We start from the raw sequence: 17,508 nt of genomic DNA, 5'->3' as shown, positions 1-17,508 counted from the left end.
ACTCTCATCTCAATTAAAGGTGACTGTATTTGTCGCGTAAACGCTGACGAACAAGTTCAGCCAACGTATTAAAGACAAAGGTGAAAACAAACAAAATAAACGCGGTTAAAAACAACACACGATAATGCGAGCTCCCCACTTCGGACTCTGGCATCTCGATCGCAATATTGGCCGACAAGGTCCGAAGCCCTTCGAGCAGGTTCCAATCCATAATCGGTGTATTCCCTGTGGCCATCAACACAATCATGGTTTCACCCACCGCGCGACCTAATCCCATCATCACCGCCGAGAATATCCCTGGGCTAGCGATGAGCAACACAACCCGCATCAATGTTTGCCAATGCGTTGCCCCCAGTGCTAACGCACCTTGCTTTAGATGTGGCGGAACCGAAAAAATCGCATCTTCAGCAATCGAAAATATGGTGGGAACCACAGCAAAGCCCATCGAGATCCCAACCACTAAGGCATTACGTTGATCATAACCAATGCCTAGCTCGTGGGTAATGAATTGACGAGCATCGCCTCCCAGCCAAATCTGCTCAATCCAAGGTCCTAAAGACACGGCCATTGTCCCCACTAACAGCAACACCGGGATAATCACCAGTATTTGGGCGTTGTCCGGCAAGCGACGGCGAGCATAGCGGGGGATCATTCGCCAACAGGCGCTCAACCCCAGCAACACAAACGGGATTAGGATCAACAACATAAAGACGCTAGCAATATGTGCTTCAACCCAAGGGGCAAGCCATAAGCCGGCTAAAAAGCCAATGATCACCGTAGGTAATGCTTCAATCGTCTCAACCGTCGGTTTGACCCATCGCCTCAACCCTGATGACATAAAGTAAGCCGTATAAATAGCCGCACCAATGGCCATTGGCACCGCGAACAGTAAGGCAACCACGGCCACTTTTAGTGTGCCAAAGATCACCGGCACCACACTCAACTTTGCTTCAAAGCTATCGTCGGCCGATGTCGACTGCCACACATATTGCGGCGATGAGTATCCCTCGTACCACACTTTTTGCCATAAAGAATGGAGACTGACTTCAGGATGAGGATTATCCACCGCCAACCACTGCCACTGATTTTGTGTCACCGCCATCAAGGCGTTGGCGCGAGGAGCAAATGCCAGCGCCTCCGGGACCGAGGTAAACCGTTTATCAAAATGCCGCTGTTTTTCACTGGTCACATGTACCAAGCTCAGCTGCCCAGTATCATCCACGGTGGCCACGCTTTTACGATGTAACTCTGGCGCTATTATTTTTGCCCCAGCACCGGGCGAAAACGTACGCACGTTGGTCAATGACGGCTCACCACTTTTGAGGACATCAAACCATTGCGTCAAGTCACCATTTTGATGCTGCAATATTAACGAGCGTCCCCCCGCTAGCAGCGTCATATTAACCACCGAGCTATCGTTCACATGAGTGAGGTCTAGGCGTTCGCGCTTAATGGGCATGTCATTATTAACCTGCCAAACCGATAAAGTATGATGCTGACGGATAAATAACCGTTGCCCATCGCCCGACAATGCCAACTGATTGACTGGCGCGCTCAAAGGGAATGATGTTTTATGCTGGCCGCGGTAGATCATCAATTGATTATCGGCAGTCACAGCCGCCAACACAGGCGCTATCGGCTGGCCATGCAAGCTATCCGGTATCGCCAGGGCAATCTTATCCAGCGGCTGTCTATTCGCATCCACCGTTACGGGTCCACCAAACGCAGATATACGCGATAACTGCGGGATCACCGCATCACTGGCTTGGTCATCGTTGCCAAAGCGTAATTGCCAAACGCCCACTTCACCGGGAGCATTTTCCACTGCGATAAAAGGCGCCGTTGCTTGAGCCCAACTCATCGCAGGATCACTGAGGGTCGATAGCGCGCGTTGTAAGACAGTTTCAGCCTGCGGGAAAGTTGTCTTCTCTTGAGGCTGTTGGGGCTGTTGAGGCTGTTGAGGCATCGATGACTGACGAGGACGACGCGCTACCGTCAAGACGCCTGTCTCATCCAAGCTATAAACGAGTTGATTACGATTATCAGCGCCAACAAACCGTGGCGCTCCAGGTGAAGAGACAGAAAAGCGTTCACTTAACGTCACACTGGCTTGATGAAACAGCGGAATCACGACAGTTAAAAGATAAAAAAACAGCAGCAACAAGGTCACTAATACCATCACACCACCAAAGCGCACTGTTTGACGCGTCAGTTTATCTTTTAAACGTCGCGCACGTTTGGTGTCAGAAAGTGATGGTGAGGAGTGGGTCATTTGCGCCTCTTATTTTAATCAAGCTCTTGATTGTATTTCATTACAATGACAATTTTGTGACAAATCGGCCCGCTATGATTATCCATATAAAAAAGTGGATGATGGCTAATCATACTGCCGCTTGCGGGCTAACGCCTCGACACCGGGACGGTGCGTTGCTGAGCGGTACGCAATAAATATGCAACAAACGGACTTTAGGCTGGCCCAAGTTGATATTGGGCACACTTTCGTGAGTTTACTGCCGTGAAGCATAGACAACACCTTGAACGACCTCAATAATTGTTTAAACAATCGTCTTAAGGATCACGCATGATGCATTTTGTTTTCACGTATCAACACACTGGATACGTTCCTACAAAGTGCAGCCAACATCAGCGTATTGTACAAAGCCCTTGAAAGGCTGTCTGACGCTTTAGCAGTCTTGCTTGACAGCCATCTTATTCAGTAGAACAGGATTTTCTCACACGCTATGACTTTAGACTCCCATCATGTCGACAAAGAACTGAGCTGGCTCTCCTTTAACGAGCGCGTACTGCAGGAAGCTGCGGACAAAAGCGTGCCGATTATCGAACGGGTTCGCTTTTTAGGTATTTTTTCATCCAATCTTGATGAATTTTATCAAGTACGATTTGCCGATGTGAAACGCCGTATCATTATTGATGAAGAGCGCGGAGTGGATAGTCACGCCAAGGAGTTACTCAGTAAAATTCAAGCGAAAGTGGTCAAGCTCAATCAAGATTTCGATCATCTATATAATGATATTTTGCTTGAGATGGCACGTCGCAATATCTTTTTGGTGAATGAGCGACAACTGTCGGAGCATCAAGCCCAATGGCTCAAACGCTATTTTCGTAGCAATATCTTGCCTTACATTACACCGATCATGCTCAATAAAGATGTCGATGTTTTAAGCTTTTTAAAAGACGCTTATTCCTATTTAGCGGTCGAGCTAAAAAAAGCCGGTGAAGAGCCAAAATATGCCTTAATTGAGATCCCAACCGACGATCTGGACCGGTTCGTCAAAGTGCCTGAGCCTAAAGGAAAGCGGCAGCGCAAAACCATTATCTTATTGGACAATATTATTCGACTCTGTGTTGATCAGATTTTCAGTGGTTTGTTCGATTACGATACCGTCGACGCTTATGCGATGAAAATGACGCGTGACGCCGAATACGATTTGACCAACGAAGTCGAACATAGCCTGCTCGAAAATATGTCAGAAAGCTTGGACCAACGCTTAACCGCCCTGCCTGTTCGGTTTGTGTATCAGCGTGATATGCCACCTGAAATGGTGAACAAACTCATCCAAGTTTTAAAGATTTCTGATTATGACAGTGTGCTACCCGGGGCGCGCTATCATAACTTTCGTGATTTTATCGGCTTTCCCAATGTGGGACGCCAGTATCTAGAAAACGCACCGCTGCCGCCTTTCGAGAGTGCCGATTTTCAATTGCAAAACAATGCGTTTCGGGCCATACGTGAACGCGACATACTGCTGTACTACCCCTATCATACCTTTCGGCATATGACCGAACTGGTGCGACAAGCATCGTTTGACCCTAAAGTGCGTAGCATTCGGATCAACGTGTATCGCGTGGCAAAGAACTCGCGGATTATCAATTCAATGATTGATGCTGCCAATAACGGTAAGCGCGTCACTGTGGTGGTTGAACTTCAGGCACGATTTGATGAAGAGGCCAATATCGAGTGGTCACGGGTACTGACCGACGCAGGGGTCAAAGTGGTATTCGGCACGCCAGGGCTAAAAATTCACTCCAAGCTGTGCTTGATATCTCGCCGCGAAGATGGCGAACTTCGCGATTATGGCCATATTGGTACCGGAAACTTTCATGAAAAAACGGCACGAATCTATACTGACTTTGCGCTTTTTACCGCCGATCAACAACTCACCTCAGAGATCCGAAAAGTTTTCGACTTTATCGAGAACCCTTATCGCCCAGTAAAGTTTAACCACCTGATTGTGTCGCCGCGTAACTCACGCCGCCGAATGTGTAAATTGATCGAGCGCGAGATTGAACATGCGCGCGCCAAACGCAAAGCTGGCATTACGCTTAAAGTCAATAACCTCGTTGATAGAGGCTTAGTTAATCTCTTATACAAAGCCAGCAATGAAGGGGTCAAAATTCGAATTATCGTCCGCGGCATGTGCTCGCTCGTGCCGGGCGTAAAAGGGGTGAGTCAAAACATCAAGGCGATCAGTATTGTGGACCGCTTTCTCGAGCATCCACGTGTATTTGCCTTTGAAAATGGCGGTGAACGTGATATCTATATTTCATCTGCCGATTGGATGACCCGAAATATTGATAATCGTATTGAAGTGGGGGCACCCATTCGCGATCCAAGACTCAAAGATCGCATCATGGCAATCTTGGAAATTCAATTTGCCGATCGCGCCAAAGCACGAGTCATCGACAAAGCCATGTCTAACGCCTATGTTAAACGCGGTAACAAGAAAAAGATCCGCTCACAAGTCGAGATCTATGATTACCTCAAACACATAGAACGCCAAGCACTCAAACACGCGGAAAAGTTGCAACATGACACACCCCCAGTCAAAGGATAAACCGCGCGAGATTGCTGCGGTTGATCTCGGCTCCAACAGTTTCCACATGGTCGTCGCACGCGTCGTCGGTGAAGGGCTTCAAATCGTCAGCCGCCATAAACAGCGCGTTCGTCTCGCTGCGGGGCTAGACAGCCACCATTGTCTTAGCGATGAAGCGATTGATCGAGGCGTGGAATGTTTAGCCATGTTCGCTGAGCGCCTCAACGGTATTGACGTGGATAACGTCCGCATTGCCGCGACCCACACGTTACGCCAATCTCGTAATATCGAAACGTTTATCCAGCGAGCGAATCAAGTTTTCCCTTACCCAATAGAAGTTATTTCGGGTGAGGAAGAAGCGCGTTTGATTTACATGGGCGTGTCACACACCCAACAAAATATCGGCCGCAAACTCGTCATCGATATTGGTGGCGGCAGCACAGAGTTAGTCATTGGTGATAACTTTGACCCCCTGCTGGTTAATAGTAAACGCATGGGCTGTGTGAGCTATAATGAACGGTTTTTCCCCAAAGGGGCCATTAGCTCAAAGCAATTTGCGGCCGCTCAGCTCGCCACTCGGCAAAAACTAGAGAGTCTCGCAAGCCAATATCGCCAAGCAGGCTGGCAAGTGGCTTTAGGGGCTTCAGGAACGGTGAAAGCGATTCGTGAGGTCATCATCGGCTTGGGTGACGACGATGGCATAATCACCCGCAAACGCCTGGATAGTTTGATTGAAACGCTACTGACATTTAAAACCAGTGAGAGCATCAATTTGCCAGGCTTATCAGCCGATAGGCAACCTGTGTTTGCTGCGGGTGTGGCTATCTTGTCGGGGATATTTGATGCGTTAGCCATCGAGTCACTGCGCTTTTCCGACGGGGCACTGCGTGAAGGTTTACTCTATGAGATGGAAGATCGTTTTCAGCGTACGGATATCCGCGGCCGCACCACAGATGACATGGCGGCTCGCTACAATATTGATCTGAGTCATGCTCGACGTGTACAGCAAACGGCGGCCCACTTTTATGCGCAAGCAGAACCGGATAAAGGCAGTAAAAAGTCCGAGCTCGCCGGATTGCTCAACTGGGCAGCACTGCTCCATGAAGTTGGCCTGAGCATTGGCTATCCGGGTTATCACAAACATTCAGCCTATATTTTGCACCACACCAATTTGCCGGGTTTTAATCAAGAGCAGCAGACAGTGCTCGCGACATTGGCACGCTTTCACCGAAAGGCGCTAAAGCTCAGTGAGATGCCCAAGTTTACTTTGTTTAAGCCGAAACTGATTGAAACCCTAATTTGCGCATTACGCTTAGCCTGTGTGTTGCACTCCCAACGTAACGACCAGCCACTACCTGATATCGCACTGAATGTGGATAAAAAAGGAACATGGCAGCTCGATTTCCCTGCAAGGTGGCTCCAAGATAACCGCTTATTAGCCGCCGATCTTGAAGCCGAAAAACAATACTGGCAATCCGTAAACTGGGCGTTGACCTGTAACGACTAATCCAATCCCAGCGCCTGTCGCTGTGCGTGTACCGTTTCTGCCGGCAATGGAATATATCCTTGCTGGCTGACGGCTTTTTGTCCTTGCTTAGAGAGAATATATCGCATAAATGCGGCATCTAAAGGCGCAAGCGGTTGATGCGGCGCTTTGTTGATATATAAATAGAGATGTCGAGTAAGTAGGTACTTACCTTCTCGAATCGCCCTGTCACTAGGGATAACGGCTTTGTCGCCATGACGAGAAATCGCAAGCATACGGGCGCCCGAAGCTTGATGACCGATCCCTGCATAACCGATAGCATGGAGTGAAGAAGCCACCGACTGTACCACCGACGCCGAACCGGGCTGCTCATTCACATCGGCTCGAAAATCGCCGCGACACAGGGCTGATTGCTTAAAATAACCATAGGTGCCAGAGACCGAATTTCGGCCAAACAACTGTAAGTCACGATGCTGCCAGCGGCCAGTTAAGCCCAGCTGCCCCCAGGTTGTAATAGGGTCACTCGCACCGCACCACAGCGTTCTGGAAAAGAGCGCGTCAAGCTGTTGAAAACTGATAGTACGAAGTGGATTGTCTTGATGGACATAGACGGCCATCGCGTCAATCGCAACTGGGACTGCGGTTGGGGGGTAACCGAACCGCGCTTGAAAGGCGTTTTCCTCACTGACACGCATCGCGCGGCTCATTGGCCCAAGTTGCGCAGTGCCCTCCACCAGCGCGGGCGCCGCCGATGCCGAGCCAGGGGTCTGCAACTGCACATTGACGCCCGGATGCAAGCGCTTAAATCCGCCTGTCCACGCCGCCATAAGATTACCGAGCGTATCAGAGCCCACAGAGCTTAAGTTGCCGGATATGCCGCTGGTACGTTGGTAATCCGGTAAAGGATGGGTTTGGCTTAACGCATCCAGACTCCATACGAGACAAACAAACAAGATAACGCGTTTTAACATGCGAGCCGCTCCGGCAACGTGAATGCAAACGTGCTACCTATCCCGACTTCGCTTTTAATATCCAGTTCAGCATCATGGTGGCTCAGCGCGTGTTTAACTATCGCAAGCCCTAGCCCACTGCCACCGGTTTCTCGCGATCGCGCTTTGTCGACACGATAAAATCGCTCAGTCAATCGGTCTAAATGTTGTGGCGGAATGCCCTCACCACTGTCGATAACCTCTAAGCGCGGGCCTTTTTTCGAACGATACCAACGCACCTGGATCTCTGCCTGGGCGGGAGTGTGTTTCACCGCATTATAAACAAGGTTTGAGATCGCACTGCGCAGCTGATCATCATTGCCGCGGACTTTCAACGCCGTGTCGACGTCAAAGGTAAGTACATGCTCACTGTTACCACTTAATGCCTGAGCCTCTTTTTGCAGCACATCGAGCATCGCGGGAACATCGACATGATGGTCGAGATCGGGTTTGGCTGCAGCTTCAATTTTAGACAGCGTAAGCAGTTGCTCAACCAAGGATTCCATCCGAGATAATTGCTCTGTCATCACACCATGTGCTTTTGGCCACATGGGTCCAACAACCATATCCGGATCTTCAGTCATTTCTAAGTACCCACGCAATACCGTCATTGGTGTGCGCAGCTCGTGCGAAACGTTGGCGAAAAAATTACGTCGCATACCTTCCAGTTGCTTTAACTGTGTGATGTCACGCACCACCATCAAATATTCGCCTTCCGCGTAGGGCATGGTCCGAAATTCGAGTGTGCGAGCGCTATTCAGATGAGAGCGCATTTCCAACGCCGTATCGTAATTGGCATTGGCGATATAACTGACAAATTCCGGTGCGCGGATCAAGTTACTAATATGCTGGCCGTTATCATCCGGCATGCGCAAGCCAAGTAGCTCCTGAGCGAGTTTGTTACACCAAACAATGGCGCCATCGCGCTCAAATACCACCACCGCATCGGGCAAAGACTCCGCGCCGTTACGAAAACGGCGAATTAAGTTAGCAAGCTCTTTACGACGCCGGCGGTTACGCTTTTGTAAGCGATAAATACCATTAAATAAAGGCTCCCACGATCCCGTACCGGATGGAGGCGTTAAGCTTTTGTCTTTCCATAACCAGTCAGACAGCTTTATTTGCTGGTGCAAGTGCCACAATAACATCGCTACAGTGGCGCCGAGTAATAACCAAGGTAGGCCGCCAAACAATCCACCTACTACGAGCCAAGGTAAATAAAAAAAAGCCAGCTCCCAGGCTAGCTTCTTCCAAGACAGTCGTTCGACCATTATATCTCCATATCGGCTCATCCCTTTAAAGGGATGTTCTAGCTACGTGTTGAGAAGCGATACCCCGCCCCACGAACGGTTTGTACTAACTTAGCATGTCCACCCGCCTCTAACACCTTTCTCAGGCGACGAATATGCACATCAACCGTTCTATCTTCAACGTAAACATTGGTGCCCCAAACATTGTTAAGCAGCTGTTCACGGCTATAGACACGCTCTTGGTGAGTCATAAAAAAATGTAGAAGTTTGAACTCGGTTGGCCCCATATCAAGGGGATCATCATTCGCTGTAACACGGTGTGAAACCGGGTCGAGTTTTAGACCTTGCACTTCAATCACATCTTCCAACGTGGTCGGTGAGACACGCCGCATGACCGCTTTCAGTCGTGCGATTAACTCTTTCGGTGAGAAAGGCTTGGTGATGTAATCATCGGCACCCACTTCAAGGCCTCGAACTTTATCTTCTTCTTCGCCCCGAGCGGTCAGCATCACCACTGGGATTTGACGCGTAAGCTCTTCACGCTTCAAATGTTTAATCAAGTTGAGTCCAGATCCACCAGGTAACATCCAATCCATGAGGATCATTTCTGGGTAAGGCTCGCATATTTGCGCCAGCGCTGAGTCGTAGTCTTCTGCCTCAACCGTTTGATAGCCTTTTTGCTCTAAGACAAAACAAAGCATCTCGCGAATGGGGGCTTCGTCTTCAACAACGAGAATCCGTCTAACCATGATAATTACCTAGTGTTATCATTTAACTGGCGCCATTATGTGCATTTATTATGACATTTTTGTGACCCGGCGCGAGCAAATTTCGCGTTGTGTTAACAGGCTGTGACCTAGCCAACACCTTGCTATGTGACCAGGACGCGGCTAGCGCCCCCACCTTGACTATCGACGCGCACTTGCGCACCAATGCGCTCAACCAGTGTGCCTACATGGGAAATGACCCCAATTTGCCGCCCGTCGGCTTGTAAGGTGTCTAAACAGGCCAACGCCATTTCCAGGCTTTCCGGATCCAGTGTGCCAAAGCCCTCGTCTATGAATAAGGATCCAAGTTGCCGTGTATCCGCCGCTAATGATGCCAGCGCAAGCGCCAGTGACAAAGAGACTAGAAAGCTTTCACCGCCAGATAAGGACTCAACACTGCGTACTTCATCGCCCATATCATGATCAACGACTTGCAACGCCAGTAAGCTATCGGGCACGGTTTGTAACGCATAACGAGGTGATAATGAGGCCAAATGCTCATTGGCAATCTCGACCAGCTGCGCCAGCGTCAGCGATTGTGCGAGATTACGGAATTTAGCTCCGCTGGCCGAGCCAATTAAATCGGCCAGTTTTAACCACTGTTCTGTTTGGCTACGCTGCGCGTCAATTTTCTCGGTCAGCGATCCGGCCTGCTGTTTGGCCTTCTCTGATTCGGTTAATTGGTGACGCAAGGTAAACAGCTGCTGCTCGGCGTCTTCTAACGCGTGTTGCCAGGCATCGTGCTGGGCGGTCAACGCGGCATCATCATCCGGTAGCTGCTGCTCATCAAACCACACTTGCGCCGCGGCAATCGCCTGCTGGCAATGGGTTAATTGTTGCTGACGTTCGTCTAAGCGCGTGTTAGCTTCTTGGTAAGCCGCTTCTACTTCACTGATCGCTTCCCGCTCACTGGCTCGCCAGGTTTCAGAGTAAGATAAAGCTTGGAGGATGTCGTATTGATGCATGGCTAGTGTCGGTTGCCATTGGACCCAACGTCGAACACTGGCGCGATACTGTTGCGCAGCCTCTTGCTGTTGTTGGCGCAAGGTTTGCTGACGTGCCTGTACCCCTGCCCGCTTTTCACTGGCTTGGCTATAGGCTTGTTCAGCCTGCGCACGCTTAGTCTTTTGCGCCTCGATTGCTGATTTATACGCCTGTTCAAGCGCCGCCAAGTCTGAATCGGGGATCAACGCCTGACGCGCCGCGCTGCGCTGTTGATGCGCTTGCGCCAGATTCACTAATTGCGCTTGCCGTGCCTGCGTGTCCTCTGACAAGCTCTGACACTGCTGGGTTAATGACGCTAGCTCGGTCTCTATCTGTTGTTTTTGCGTGGCAAGCGATGTTTTTTCGTCCTGCAGCGCACGGTAGCCCTGAATTTTTTGCTCCATCTGGCGAATATAACGTGCGGCGCCCACCTGTTGCAGGCTTGTGAGCCACTGTCCTGCACCGAGTTGCTGATCAAGCGCTTGGCTCACGCGCGTCAGCTGTTCGTGTTGTTGCTGCCACTGTTCATCAATGGCGTTCAGCCGCGTCTCACACTCGGTCAATGACTGATCCAGTTGATGTCGGCGCGCAACAAGCTGTTCTCGTGCGTGTTGTAAATCACTCAACGCGGCATCCATTTGCTGAATTTGCGCTAACTGGTGTTGACGTGCAGTGATCGCCTGATAACAAGCGTGATAGTCGCTGTCGGTTTGTTTTGCGTGCGCTTCTATCTCGCTCAACGTATCATCGAGGGGGTGTTCAGGCGCCAACTGCCACCCAAGCTCTACCATTGCGTCGCGTAGCCCGCGCTCATACTGCTGCCGCTCAGCCTGCCACACTAAGCCCTGCTCACGTAGTTCGGCACAGAGATGCTGGCTGTGTTGATGCTGCTTTTGCCAGTAATAGTATTCGGCGTTGTGTTGATTATAAGAGGCTTGCAACGCATCGACACGCGACTGTTGCTGCGCGATCATGCCTTCAATTGCCGGTGCGTGATGCAAGTAAGGATGCTCAGTTGCCCCACATAACGGACACGGATCGCCCTCTTTCAGCGCTTGACGAAGATCGTCTAACTCGACAACAGCCATTGCTTGTTGCAAGCTATGTTGCGCTTCATCAACCTGGGCCTGTTCACGGGTCAGCGTCTCTTTAAGTCGGTCTAAATGCGTTTGGCTGTCGCGATAAATCGCTTCATGCTTTTCAAACTCTACATGGTTATGCTGGCAGCGTTCTTGCCAATATTGCCAATTTTGCGCCTCATGGAGCAGTGACTCTTGTTGCCGTTTTTGATGCTGAAGCTTGGCATAACGTGCTTGGTCGGCTTCTTGTGCCGCGAACAAGGCTTCAGGGTTTGCCGCCTGACGCTTGATTTTCAATTGCACGCTGCTGTCATCGACCTGCGCAATATCTTGGTCGATTTTCTCTCGTTGTGGTGCCCACTGCTGACGTTGGTGGTAACGCGTTTGATATTCTTCTTGTAACGCGGTCAGGGTATCTTGGCAGTCTAAGTATTGGCGAAGATTGTCGAATACTGGCTGATAATGCTCAGCAATATGCGAAAAGTCCCCGTAACGCGCAATCTCCTGCTCTAATGCGTGAGCTCGCTGCGCCTGTTGTTGAGATTTTTCACGCGTTTGCGTGAGTGTTTGCTGGGCATGCCGGTACTTTTGCTGTTGTGCATTCAGCGCCATATTTTGCTCATGCATTTGGCTGTCTAATCCTGCCAACTGCGTATCTAGCTGCTGCGCCTCACGTATTTTAGGTTCGATATCAGCCCAAGCTTGCTCCGCTTCCGTGACCCCTCGGTTAGCGTCTTGCCAGTGCGCGGCTTGCACCTCATAATCGTCGGCTATCGCTCGCTCTTCGCGCGCCAAGTGAATAAGATCCTGCGTTAATGCCTGCTGCTGCCATTGACGCGTTTGCACAGCCTGCCAATCGTCTCTGGCCACTTGCACGCGCGCAATGTCATCCAGTTTTTGCCGCCGCGCCGCCACCCCTTTTCGCGCGTCACTGGCTTCATCCAAGGCTTTTTGGGCAGCGGCGAGCCCTTGTTCCGCCTGCGCCAAATGCGTGTGCTGCTGGCGATAATCATTCAGTTTTTTTAATTGCCGTTGCTGCGTTTGAATCTGCTGCTGACACGTTTGTTGCGCTTGGTGCAGTTGTTGCTCTTCGTCATCACTGAGTATGTTAATATCCCCAAGCTGTTGGGTGAGCTGATCCAGCGCGTTTTTTTCTTCACGCGCACGCTCATGCGCCATTTGCGACAAACGGCTGTAGATTTCCGTGCCTGTCATACGTTCAAGCAACGCCGCTCTGTCATCTGCCGAGGCTTTTAGAAACGCAGCAAAATCTCCCTGCGGTAACATTACCGCACGGCGGAATTGCTCATAACTGAGCCCCACTAGACGCTCTATCTCGCTCAGCACTTCTTGTTTTTTGCCCGCAATACGCTGGTCTGTGGTCAGGTTTTGTAACCAGTGCTCACTGGCTTGGATCCGACCGTCTGCTTTTCCTCGCGCGCGACGCACCGACCAATGTGCACGCCAGCGGCTGCCATCATGGGCAAGAAAGTCGACTTCGGCATAACCTTCGCCTTTGCCTCGAGACAAAATACTCCGAACGTCATTGGCTTTAACGCGGGTTGCCGGGTCGCCCAAACCAATATCGGCATCGTGTTTTTTATTGGATTGAAAACGCGGGATCTTATCGTAGAGCGCCAAACAAATCGCATCCAAAAGCGTCGATTTTCCTGCGCCCGTTTTCCCCGTGATGGCAAACAAACCGCTATCACCGAGTGGGCCTTGGGAGAAGTCCAACGCAAACGGGTATTGGATACTGGCTAAATTCTCGCCACGCAATGCCAGAATTTTCATGATTTATTGGTCCTCGTCCTGTTCCAATTGCTCCAATAAGTGAGAAAACGTCGCCGATAACGCCTCATCCGGCTCACCTTGGTATTTTTGCTGCCAGCCATGACGCAATACCTGAAACGGTTCTACGTCGGAAAGGTGTTGCTGGCGAAAGCCCGTATCTTGAGACGTCTCACGATAATGCGGCGTAATCTTTGCCAGACGCACAGGTTTGTCCTCAAGCACGGCTAAAATCTTCTCGCGTAACATCGGCTGTGGTTTATCTAACAGCACAGGCACATCGAGTAAGGGTTGCTGAGCGAGCGGCAAATCTTGCGGCGCCAACGCTGCCAAGCTCGCTAACACAGTGTCAAGTGGCGAAGCTTTTTCTGGCACCCGCCAGAGATCCACGGCACGCGGGACAATGTGAGGCGTCACACTCTGCAGTTGGTTACCTTCTAATGTAACGGCCAACACTTGATGCCGATAATGGCGCTCTGACAGTGATAGGGGAAGCGGTGAGCCGCAATAACGAATCCGTGTTTGTTTGGCGACTTGCTGAGCTAAATGCAAATGCCCAAGCGCGACATAGGCCACATCGTCACTGAAAATATCAGCGGGCAGCGCATGCTGATTACCACCTAGAATACGCCGCTCTGACATCTCAGATAATTCACCACTGGCCATATATACATGCCCCATCGCGATCAATGCTTGCATCCCTTTGCACTTAGCGCGCGCCGCTTGTTCGGTTTGCTGATAAACCTGTCGAACCCCTTCGATGAGACGATCATCCTCTTCTCCCAACCCTTCAGTACGCAAATCACCACTGCGTAAAAAAGGCACCGCGAGTATCCATGCTGCCGTCTCGCCACTGTTATCAGTGATCGGTACCATCATGCGCTCGGTGTCTAAACGCCCATCATTATCGCGGGCAATGGCACCAATTAAGTGTAAATCAAAGGCTTTTAGAAGCTCATGTGGGGCGTCGAGTTTGCTAGGTGAATCATGATTTCCCCCGGTGATCACCACATTTAAATGGGGCAATGCTTTTGCTATGTCGGCTAAAAAGCGATACAGCATCCGCCATGCGCTTGCCGGTGGATTCGCCGTATCAAACACATCACCGGCCACTAACAATGCATCGGCTTGCTCATCAATGAGACATTGCTTGAGCCAATCGAGAAAGACTTGATGTTCATATTGACGATCGTAACCGTGAAGCTGATGACCAAGGTGCCAGTCGGAGGTATGAATGATTTTTAACACAGCTGGGGTAATCCATTTTATTTGAGCGTTCGGCAAGTGCATCTCGCACAACACGCGAGTAGGGTTAAATTCTACGCTAATTGCAGCGACATTCGAGAGTGAATGCAATACCATGTTGCCTTTCTCACAACAGGATGGATAAAGCCTCGCCATGATTTGGTTTAAGAATTTACTCGTCTATCGTCTCACCCGTGATATTCCTCTCGATCCCGCTCAGTTGGAAAGCCAGCTGAAAGAATTCGATTTTACCCCGTGTGGCAGCCAAGACATGCAAAAATTTGGCTGGGATCATGCGTTGGGTAAACACGGCGATATGCTCACCCATATCAGCGGTAACAATATTCTGATCCGCGCGCGCAAAGAAGAAAAGCTCTTACCTGCCTCGGTCATTAAAGATGCCTTGGAAGAAAAAGTGGACGCTATGGAGCAAGAGCAGGGTCAACGCTTGAAAAAGCGCGAGAAAGACAGCTTAAAAGACGATGTGGTCATGGAGCTATTACCACGCGCGTTTACTCGCCAAAGCCAGATGTGTGCGCTGATTATGGCCGATAAAGGCTTGATCCTCGTTGATGCGGCAAGCATTAAAAAAGGGGAAGAGCTGCTCGCCCTATTACGTAAATCGATTGGCAGTTTGCCCGTGGTGCCGGTTGAAACGGAAACACCAACCGAGCAAGCGATGACAGAATGGGTCAAGCAAGGCCAAGCCCCACAAGGCTTCCACCTCGGTGATGAGGCCGAGCTTAAAGCGCTACTCGAAGAAGGTGGGGTGATCAAATGTAAGCAGCAAGATCTCACCAGTGATGAAATCCAAGCGCACCTTGAGGCAGACAAACAAGTCACTAAGTTATCGATGGATTGGCAAGAGCAAGTTCACTTCGTTCTTGGCGACGACCTTAGCCTAAAGCGGCTCAAATTCTCAGAGGAAATCCGCGATCAAAACGCCGATATTGACCGCGAAGATGTCGCTGCTCGCCTTGATGCAGATTTATCACTCATGTGTGGTGAGCTCGACACCTTGCTCGATGGCATATTTACCGCGCTAGGCGGACTGAAAACCGACTAATCCTTTACCGCATTAACCCTTACAAAGATTAGGTAAATTCGGCTGGTAGTGTGGGCAATGTCACAGTAAAATGGCGCCCACACTCACCTTCAACGTGAAGGTGCCTGACTTACACTCAGACTCAAGCTTGGAATTATGTTGACGCCAGAATTACTCTCTCCCGCCGGTAGCCTAAAGAACATGCGCTACGCGTTTGCCTACGGGGCTGACGCTGTTTACGCCGGTCAACCACGCTATAGCCTGCGTGTGCGCAACAATGAATTTAACCACGACAACCTAAAAATTGGGATCGACGAAGCCCATGCGCAGGGAAAAAGATTCTACGTGGTTTGCAACATTCAGCCGCACAACGCAAAGCTTAAAACCTTTATTCGTGATCTTAAACCTATCATTGATATGGGTCCGGATGCGCTGATCATGTCGGATCCTGGCCTTATCATGATGGTCCGCGAACATTTTCCTGATATGCCGATTCATCTTTCCGTGCAAGCTAATGCGATTAACTGGGCCACGGTTAAGTTTTGGCAACAACAAGGCATTGAGCGTGTGATCTTATCGCGTGAATTATCACTGGAAGAGATCGAAGACATCCGCCAACACTGCCCTGAAATGGAGCTTGAGGTGTTTGTTCACGGTGCGCTCTGTATGGCGTATTCTGGTCGTTGTTTGCTATCAGGCTATATTAATAAGCGCGATCCAAACCAAGGTACCTGCACCAATGCTTGCCGCTGGGACTACAAAGTCCATCAAGGCAAAGAAGACGATGCTGGCCAGGTGGTACAAGTTCAAGAAGTGACTCCCACACTTGGTAAAGGCGAGCCGGTTGATGACGTAGTATTGCTCGAAGAAGGTGGACGTCCCGGTGAGTTAATGGCGGCATACGAAGATGAGCACGGCACCTACATCATGAACTCAAAAGACTTGCGCGCCATTCAGCACGTTGAACGGCTTACGCAAATGGGCGTTCATTCGCTCAAAATCGAAGGCCGTACTAAGTCGTTCTATTACTGCGCACGCACAGCACAGGTGTATCGCCAAGCCATTGATGATGCCGTGGCCGGTAAACCATTCGATGAGAGCCTGATGAATACCCTCGAGAACCTTGCACACCGAGGCTACACCGAAGGCTTTTTGCGCCGTCATACCCACGATAGCTATCAAAACTACGACTATGGTTACTCGATTTCTGAGCAGCAGCAATTTGTCGGCGAATTCACTGGCAAGCGTCGAGGCGATCTGGCCGAAGTGGAAGTGAAGAATAAATTTATGCTCGGTGACAGCATGGAGCTAATGACGCCACGCGGCAATGTGCATTTCACCTTAGAGGCGATGGAAAACCGCAAATCAGAAGCGATCGACGATGCCAAAGGCAGCGGCCATTTCGTGTTTATTCCCGTGCCCGCTGATATGGATCTAGAGTACGCGCTACTGATGCGTAACCTACAATCAGGTCAAGATACGCGTAACCCATCGGGTAAGTAATATGGCACTACTCATCACCGATAAATGCATAAACTGCGACATGTGTGAGCCCGAGTGTCCCAACGGGGCTATCTCAATGGGTTCCGAGATCTTTGAGATCGAGCCCGATTTATGCACCGAGTGTAAAGGCCATTACGACAAACCGACGTGCCAGTCGGTTTGCCCGATCTCCAAGTGCATTATCACCGATCCCGATAATGTCGAGACCGAGGATCAGCTCCTAGAAAAGTTTGTGGTCATCCAAGGCATGGCCTAAACCATTAAAAGCGCCGCAAGGCGCTTTTTTATGTCTGCATCATCTACAACGATTAGCTAACGCTAAGTGCTTAACAGTAATAGATGACAGTCTAATATGAAGGGGTTACGTTCAGGCACTCAGGCTCGCACATGTCGCAATTGGTACCCTAGGGGTTAACATAAGCAGCTATTTACTCAGGGCTTAAACGCAAAAAACCCCAGCTTTTCAGCTAGGGTTTCTAAGTAGTGGCGGAGTGGACGGGACTCGAACCCGCGACCCCCGGCGTGACAGGCCGG

The 17,508-nt window shown here is 50.3% G+C and carries 11 protein-coding genes; 5 read left to right on the top strand and 6 right to left on the bottom strand.

Annotation, left to right across the window (positions count from 1 at the left end; all coding sequences use genetic code 11):
* Nucleotides 1-13: 13 nt before the first annotated feature.
* Entirely contained in the window at nt 14-2,272 is a 2,259-nt protein-coding gene (locus BZJ21_RS08165) for an ABC transporter permease subunit (RefSeq protein ID WP_077669522.1), read from the bottom strand.
* Between the two features lie 469 nt (nt 2,273-2,741).
* Here BZJ21_RS08165 and ppk1 point away from each other — a divergent pair, with 469 nt between their 5' ends.
* Nucleotides 2,742-4,856, top strand: a complete 2,115-nt coding sequence (gene ppk1, locus BZJ21_RS08160; RefSeq protein ID WP_077460253.1) for a polyphosphate kinase 1 — start codon at nt 2,742-2,744, stop codon at nt 4,854-4,856.
* A complete protein-coding gene (ppx, locus tag BZJ21_RS08155) occupies nt 4,831-6,342 on the top strand; it encodes an exopolyphosphatase (RefSeq protein ID WP_077669521.1) in 1,512 nt (503 codons plus the stop codon). The genes ppk1 and ppx overlap by 26 nt, the downstream gene beginning before the upstream one ends.
* Here ppx and BZJ21_RS08150 read toward each other — a convergent pair.
* The 5 genes from BZJ21_RS08150 to BZJ21_RS08130 form a co-directional block, all read right to left on the bottom strand.
* Nucleotides 6,339-7,292 (bottom strand): PstS family phosphate ABC transporter substrate-binding protein, encoded by a 954-nt coding sequence (locus BZJ21_RS08150; protein ID WP_077669520.1) that lies wholly within the window; start codon nt 7,290-7,292, stop codon nt 6,339-6,341. The two genes, ppx and BZJ21_RS08150, sit on opposite strands and share 4 nt — an antisense overlap.
* On the bottom strand, nt 7,286-8,581 hold the full coding sequence (gene phoR, locus BZJ21_RS08145; RefSeq protein ID WP_021022895.1) for a phosphate regulon sensor histidine kinase PhoR: 1,296 nt from the start codon (nt 8,579-8,581) through the stop codon (nt 7,286-7,288). The genes BZJ21_RS08150 and phoR overlap by 7 nt, the downstream gene beginning before the upstream one ends.
* Nucleotides 8,582-8,619: 38 nt before the next feature.
* On the bottom strand, nt 8,620-9,309 hold the full coding sequence (gene phoB / locus BZJ21_RS08140; protein ID WP_021022894.1) for a phosphate regulon transcriptional regulator PhoB: 690 nt from the start codon (nt 9,307-9,309) through the stop codon (nt 8,620-8,622).
* 122 nt (nt 9,310-9,431) lie between these two features.
* Nucleotides 9,432-13,184: an AAA family ATPase gene (locus BZJ21_RS08135; protein WP_077669519.1), complete on the bottom strand. Its 3,753-nt coding sequence runs from the start codon at nt 13,182-13,184 to the stop codon at nt 9,432-9,434.
* 3 nt (nt 13,185-13,187) lie between these two features.
* The gene (locus BZJ21_RS08130) at nt 13,188-14,543 is read right to left on the bottom strand and encodes an exonuclease SbcCD subunit D C-terminal domain-containing protein (protein WP_236719536.1); all 1,356 of its coding nucleotides are present in this window, start codon (nt 14,541-14,543) and stop codon (nt 13,188-13,190) included.
* A 40-nt stretch (nt 14,544-14,583) separates the two neighbouring features.
* Between BZJ21_RS08130 and rdgC the strand changes: the two genes are divergently transcribed.
* From rdgC to BZJ21_RS08115, 3 genes are all read left to right on the top strand, one after another.
* Nucleotides 14,584-15,492, top strand: a complete 909-nt coding sequence (gene rdgC, locus BZJ21_RS08125) for a recombination-associated protein RdgC (protein WP_174566341.1) — start codon at nt 14,584-14,586, stop codon at nt 15,490-15,492.
* Nucleotides 15,493-15,627: 135 nt separating this feature from the next.
* Entirely contained in the window at nt 15,628-16,974 is a 1,347-nt protein-coding gene (trhP, locus tag BZJ21_RS08120) for a prephenate-dependent tRNA uridine(34) hydroxylase TrhP (protein ID WP_021022890.1), read from the top strand.
* Between the two features lies 1 nt (nt 16,975).
* On the top strand, nt 16,976-17,230 hold the full coding sequence (locus BZJ21_RS08115; protein ID WP_021022889.1) for a YfhL family 4Fe-4S dicluster ferredoxin: 255 nt from the start codon (nt 16,976-16,978) through the stop codon (nt 17,228-17,230).
* Nucleotides 17,231-17,508 lie beyond the last annotated feature (278 nt).

Origin of the sequence: Salinivibrio costicola subsp. alcaliphilus, assembly GCF_001996185.1 — a bacterium.
GTDB classification, from domain to species: Bacteria; Pseudomonadota; Gammaproteobacteria; order Enterobacterales; family Vibrionaceae; genus Salinivibrio; species Salinivibrio costicola.
Note: the sequence above shows the minus strand (reverse complement) of the source record. Positions and strands in the feature narration are given on the sequence as shown.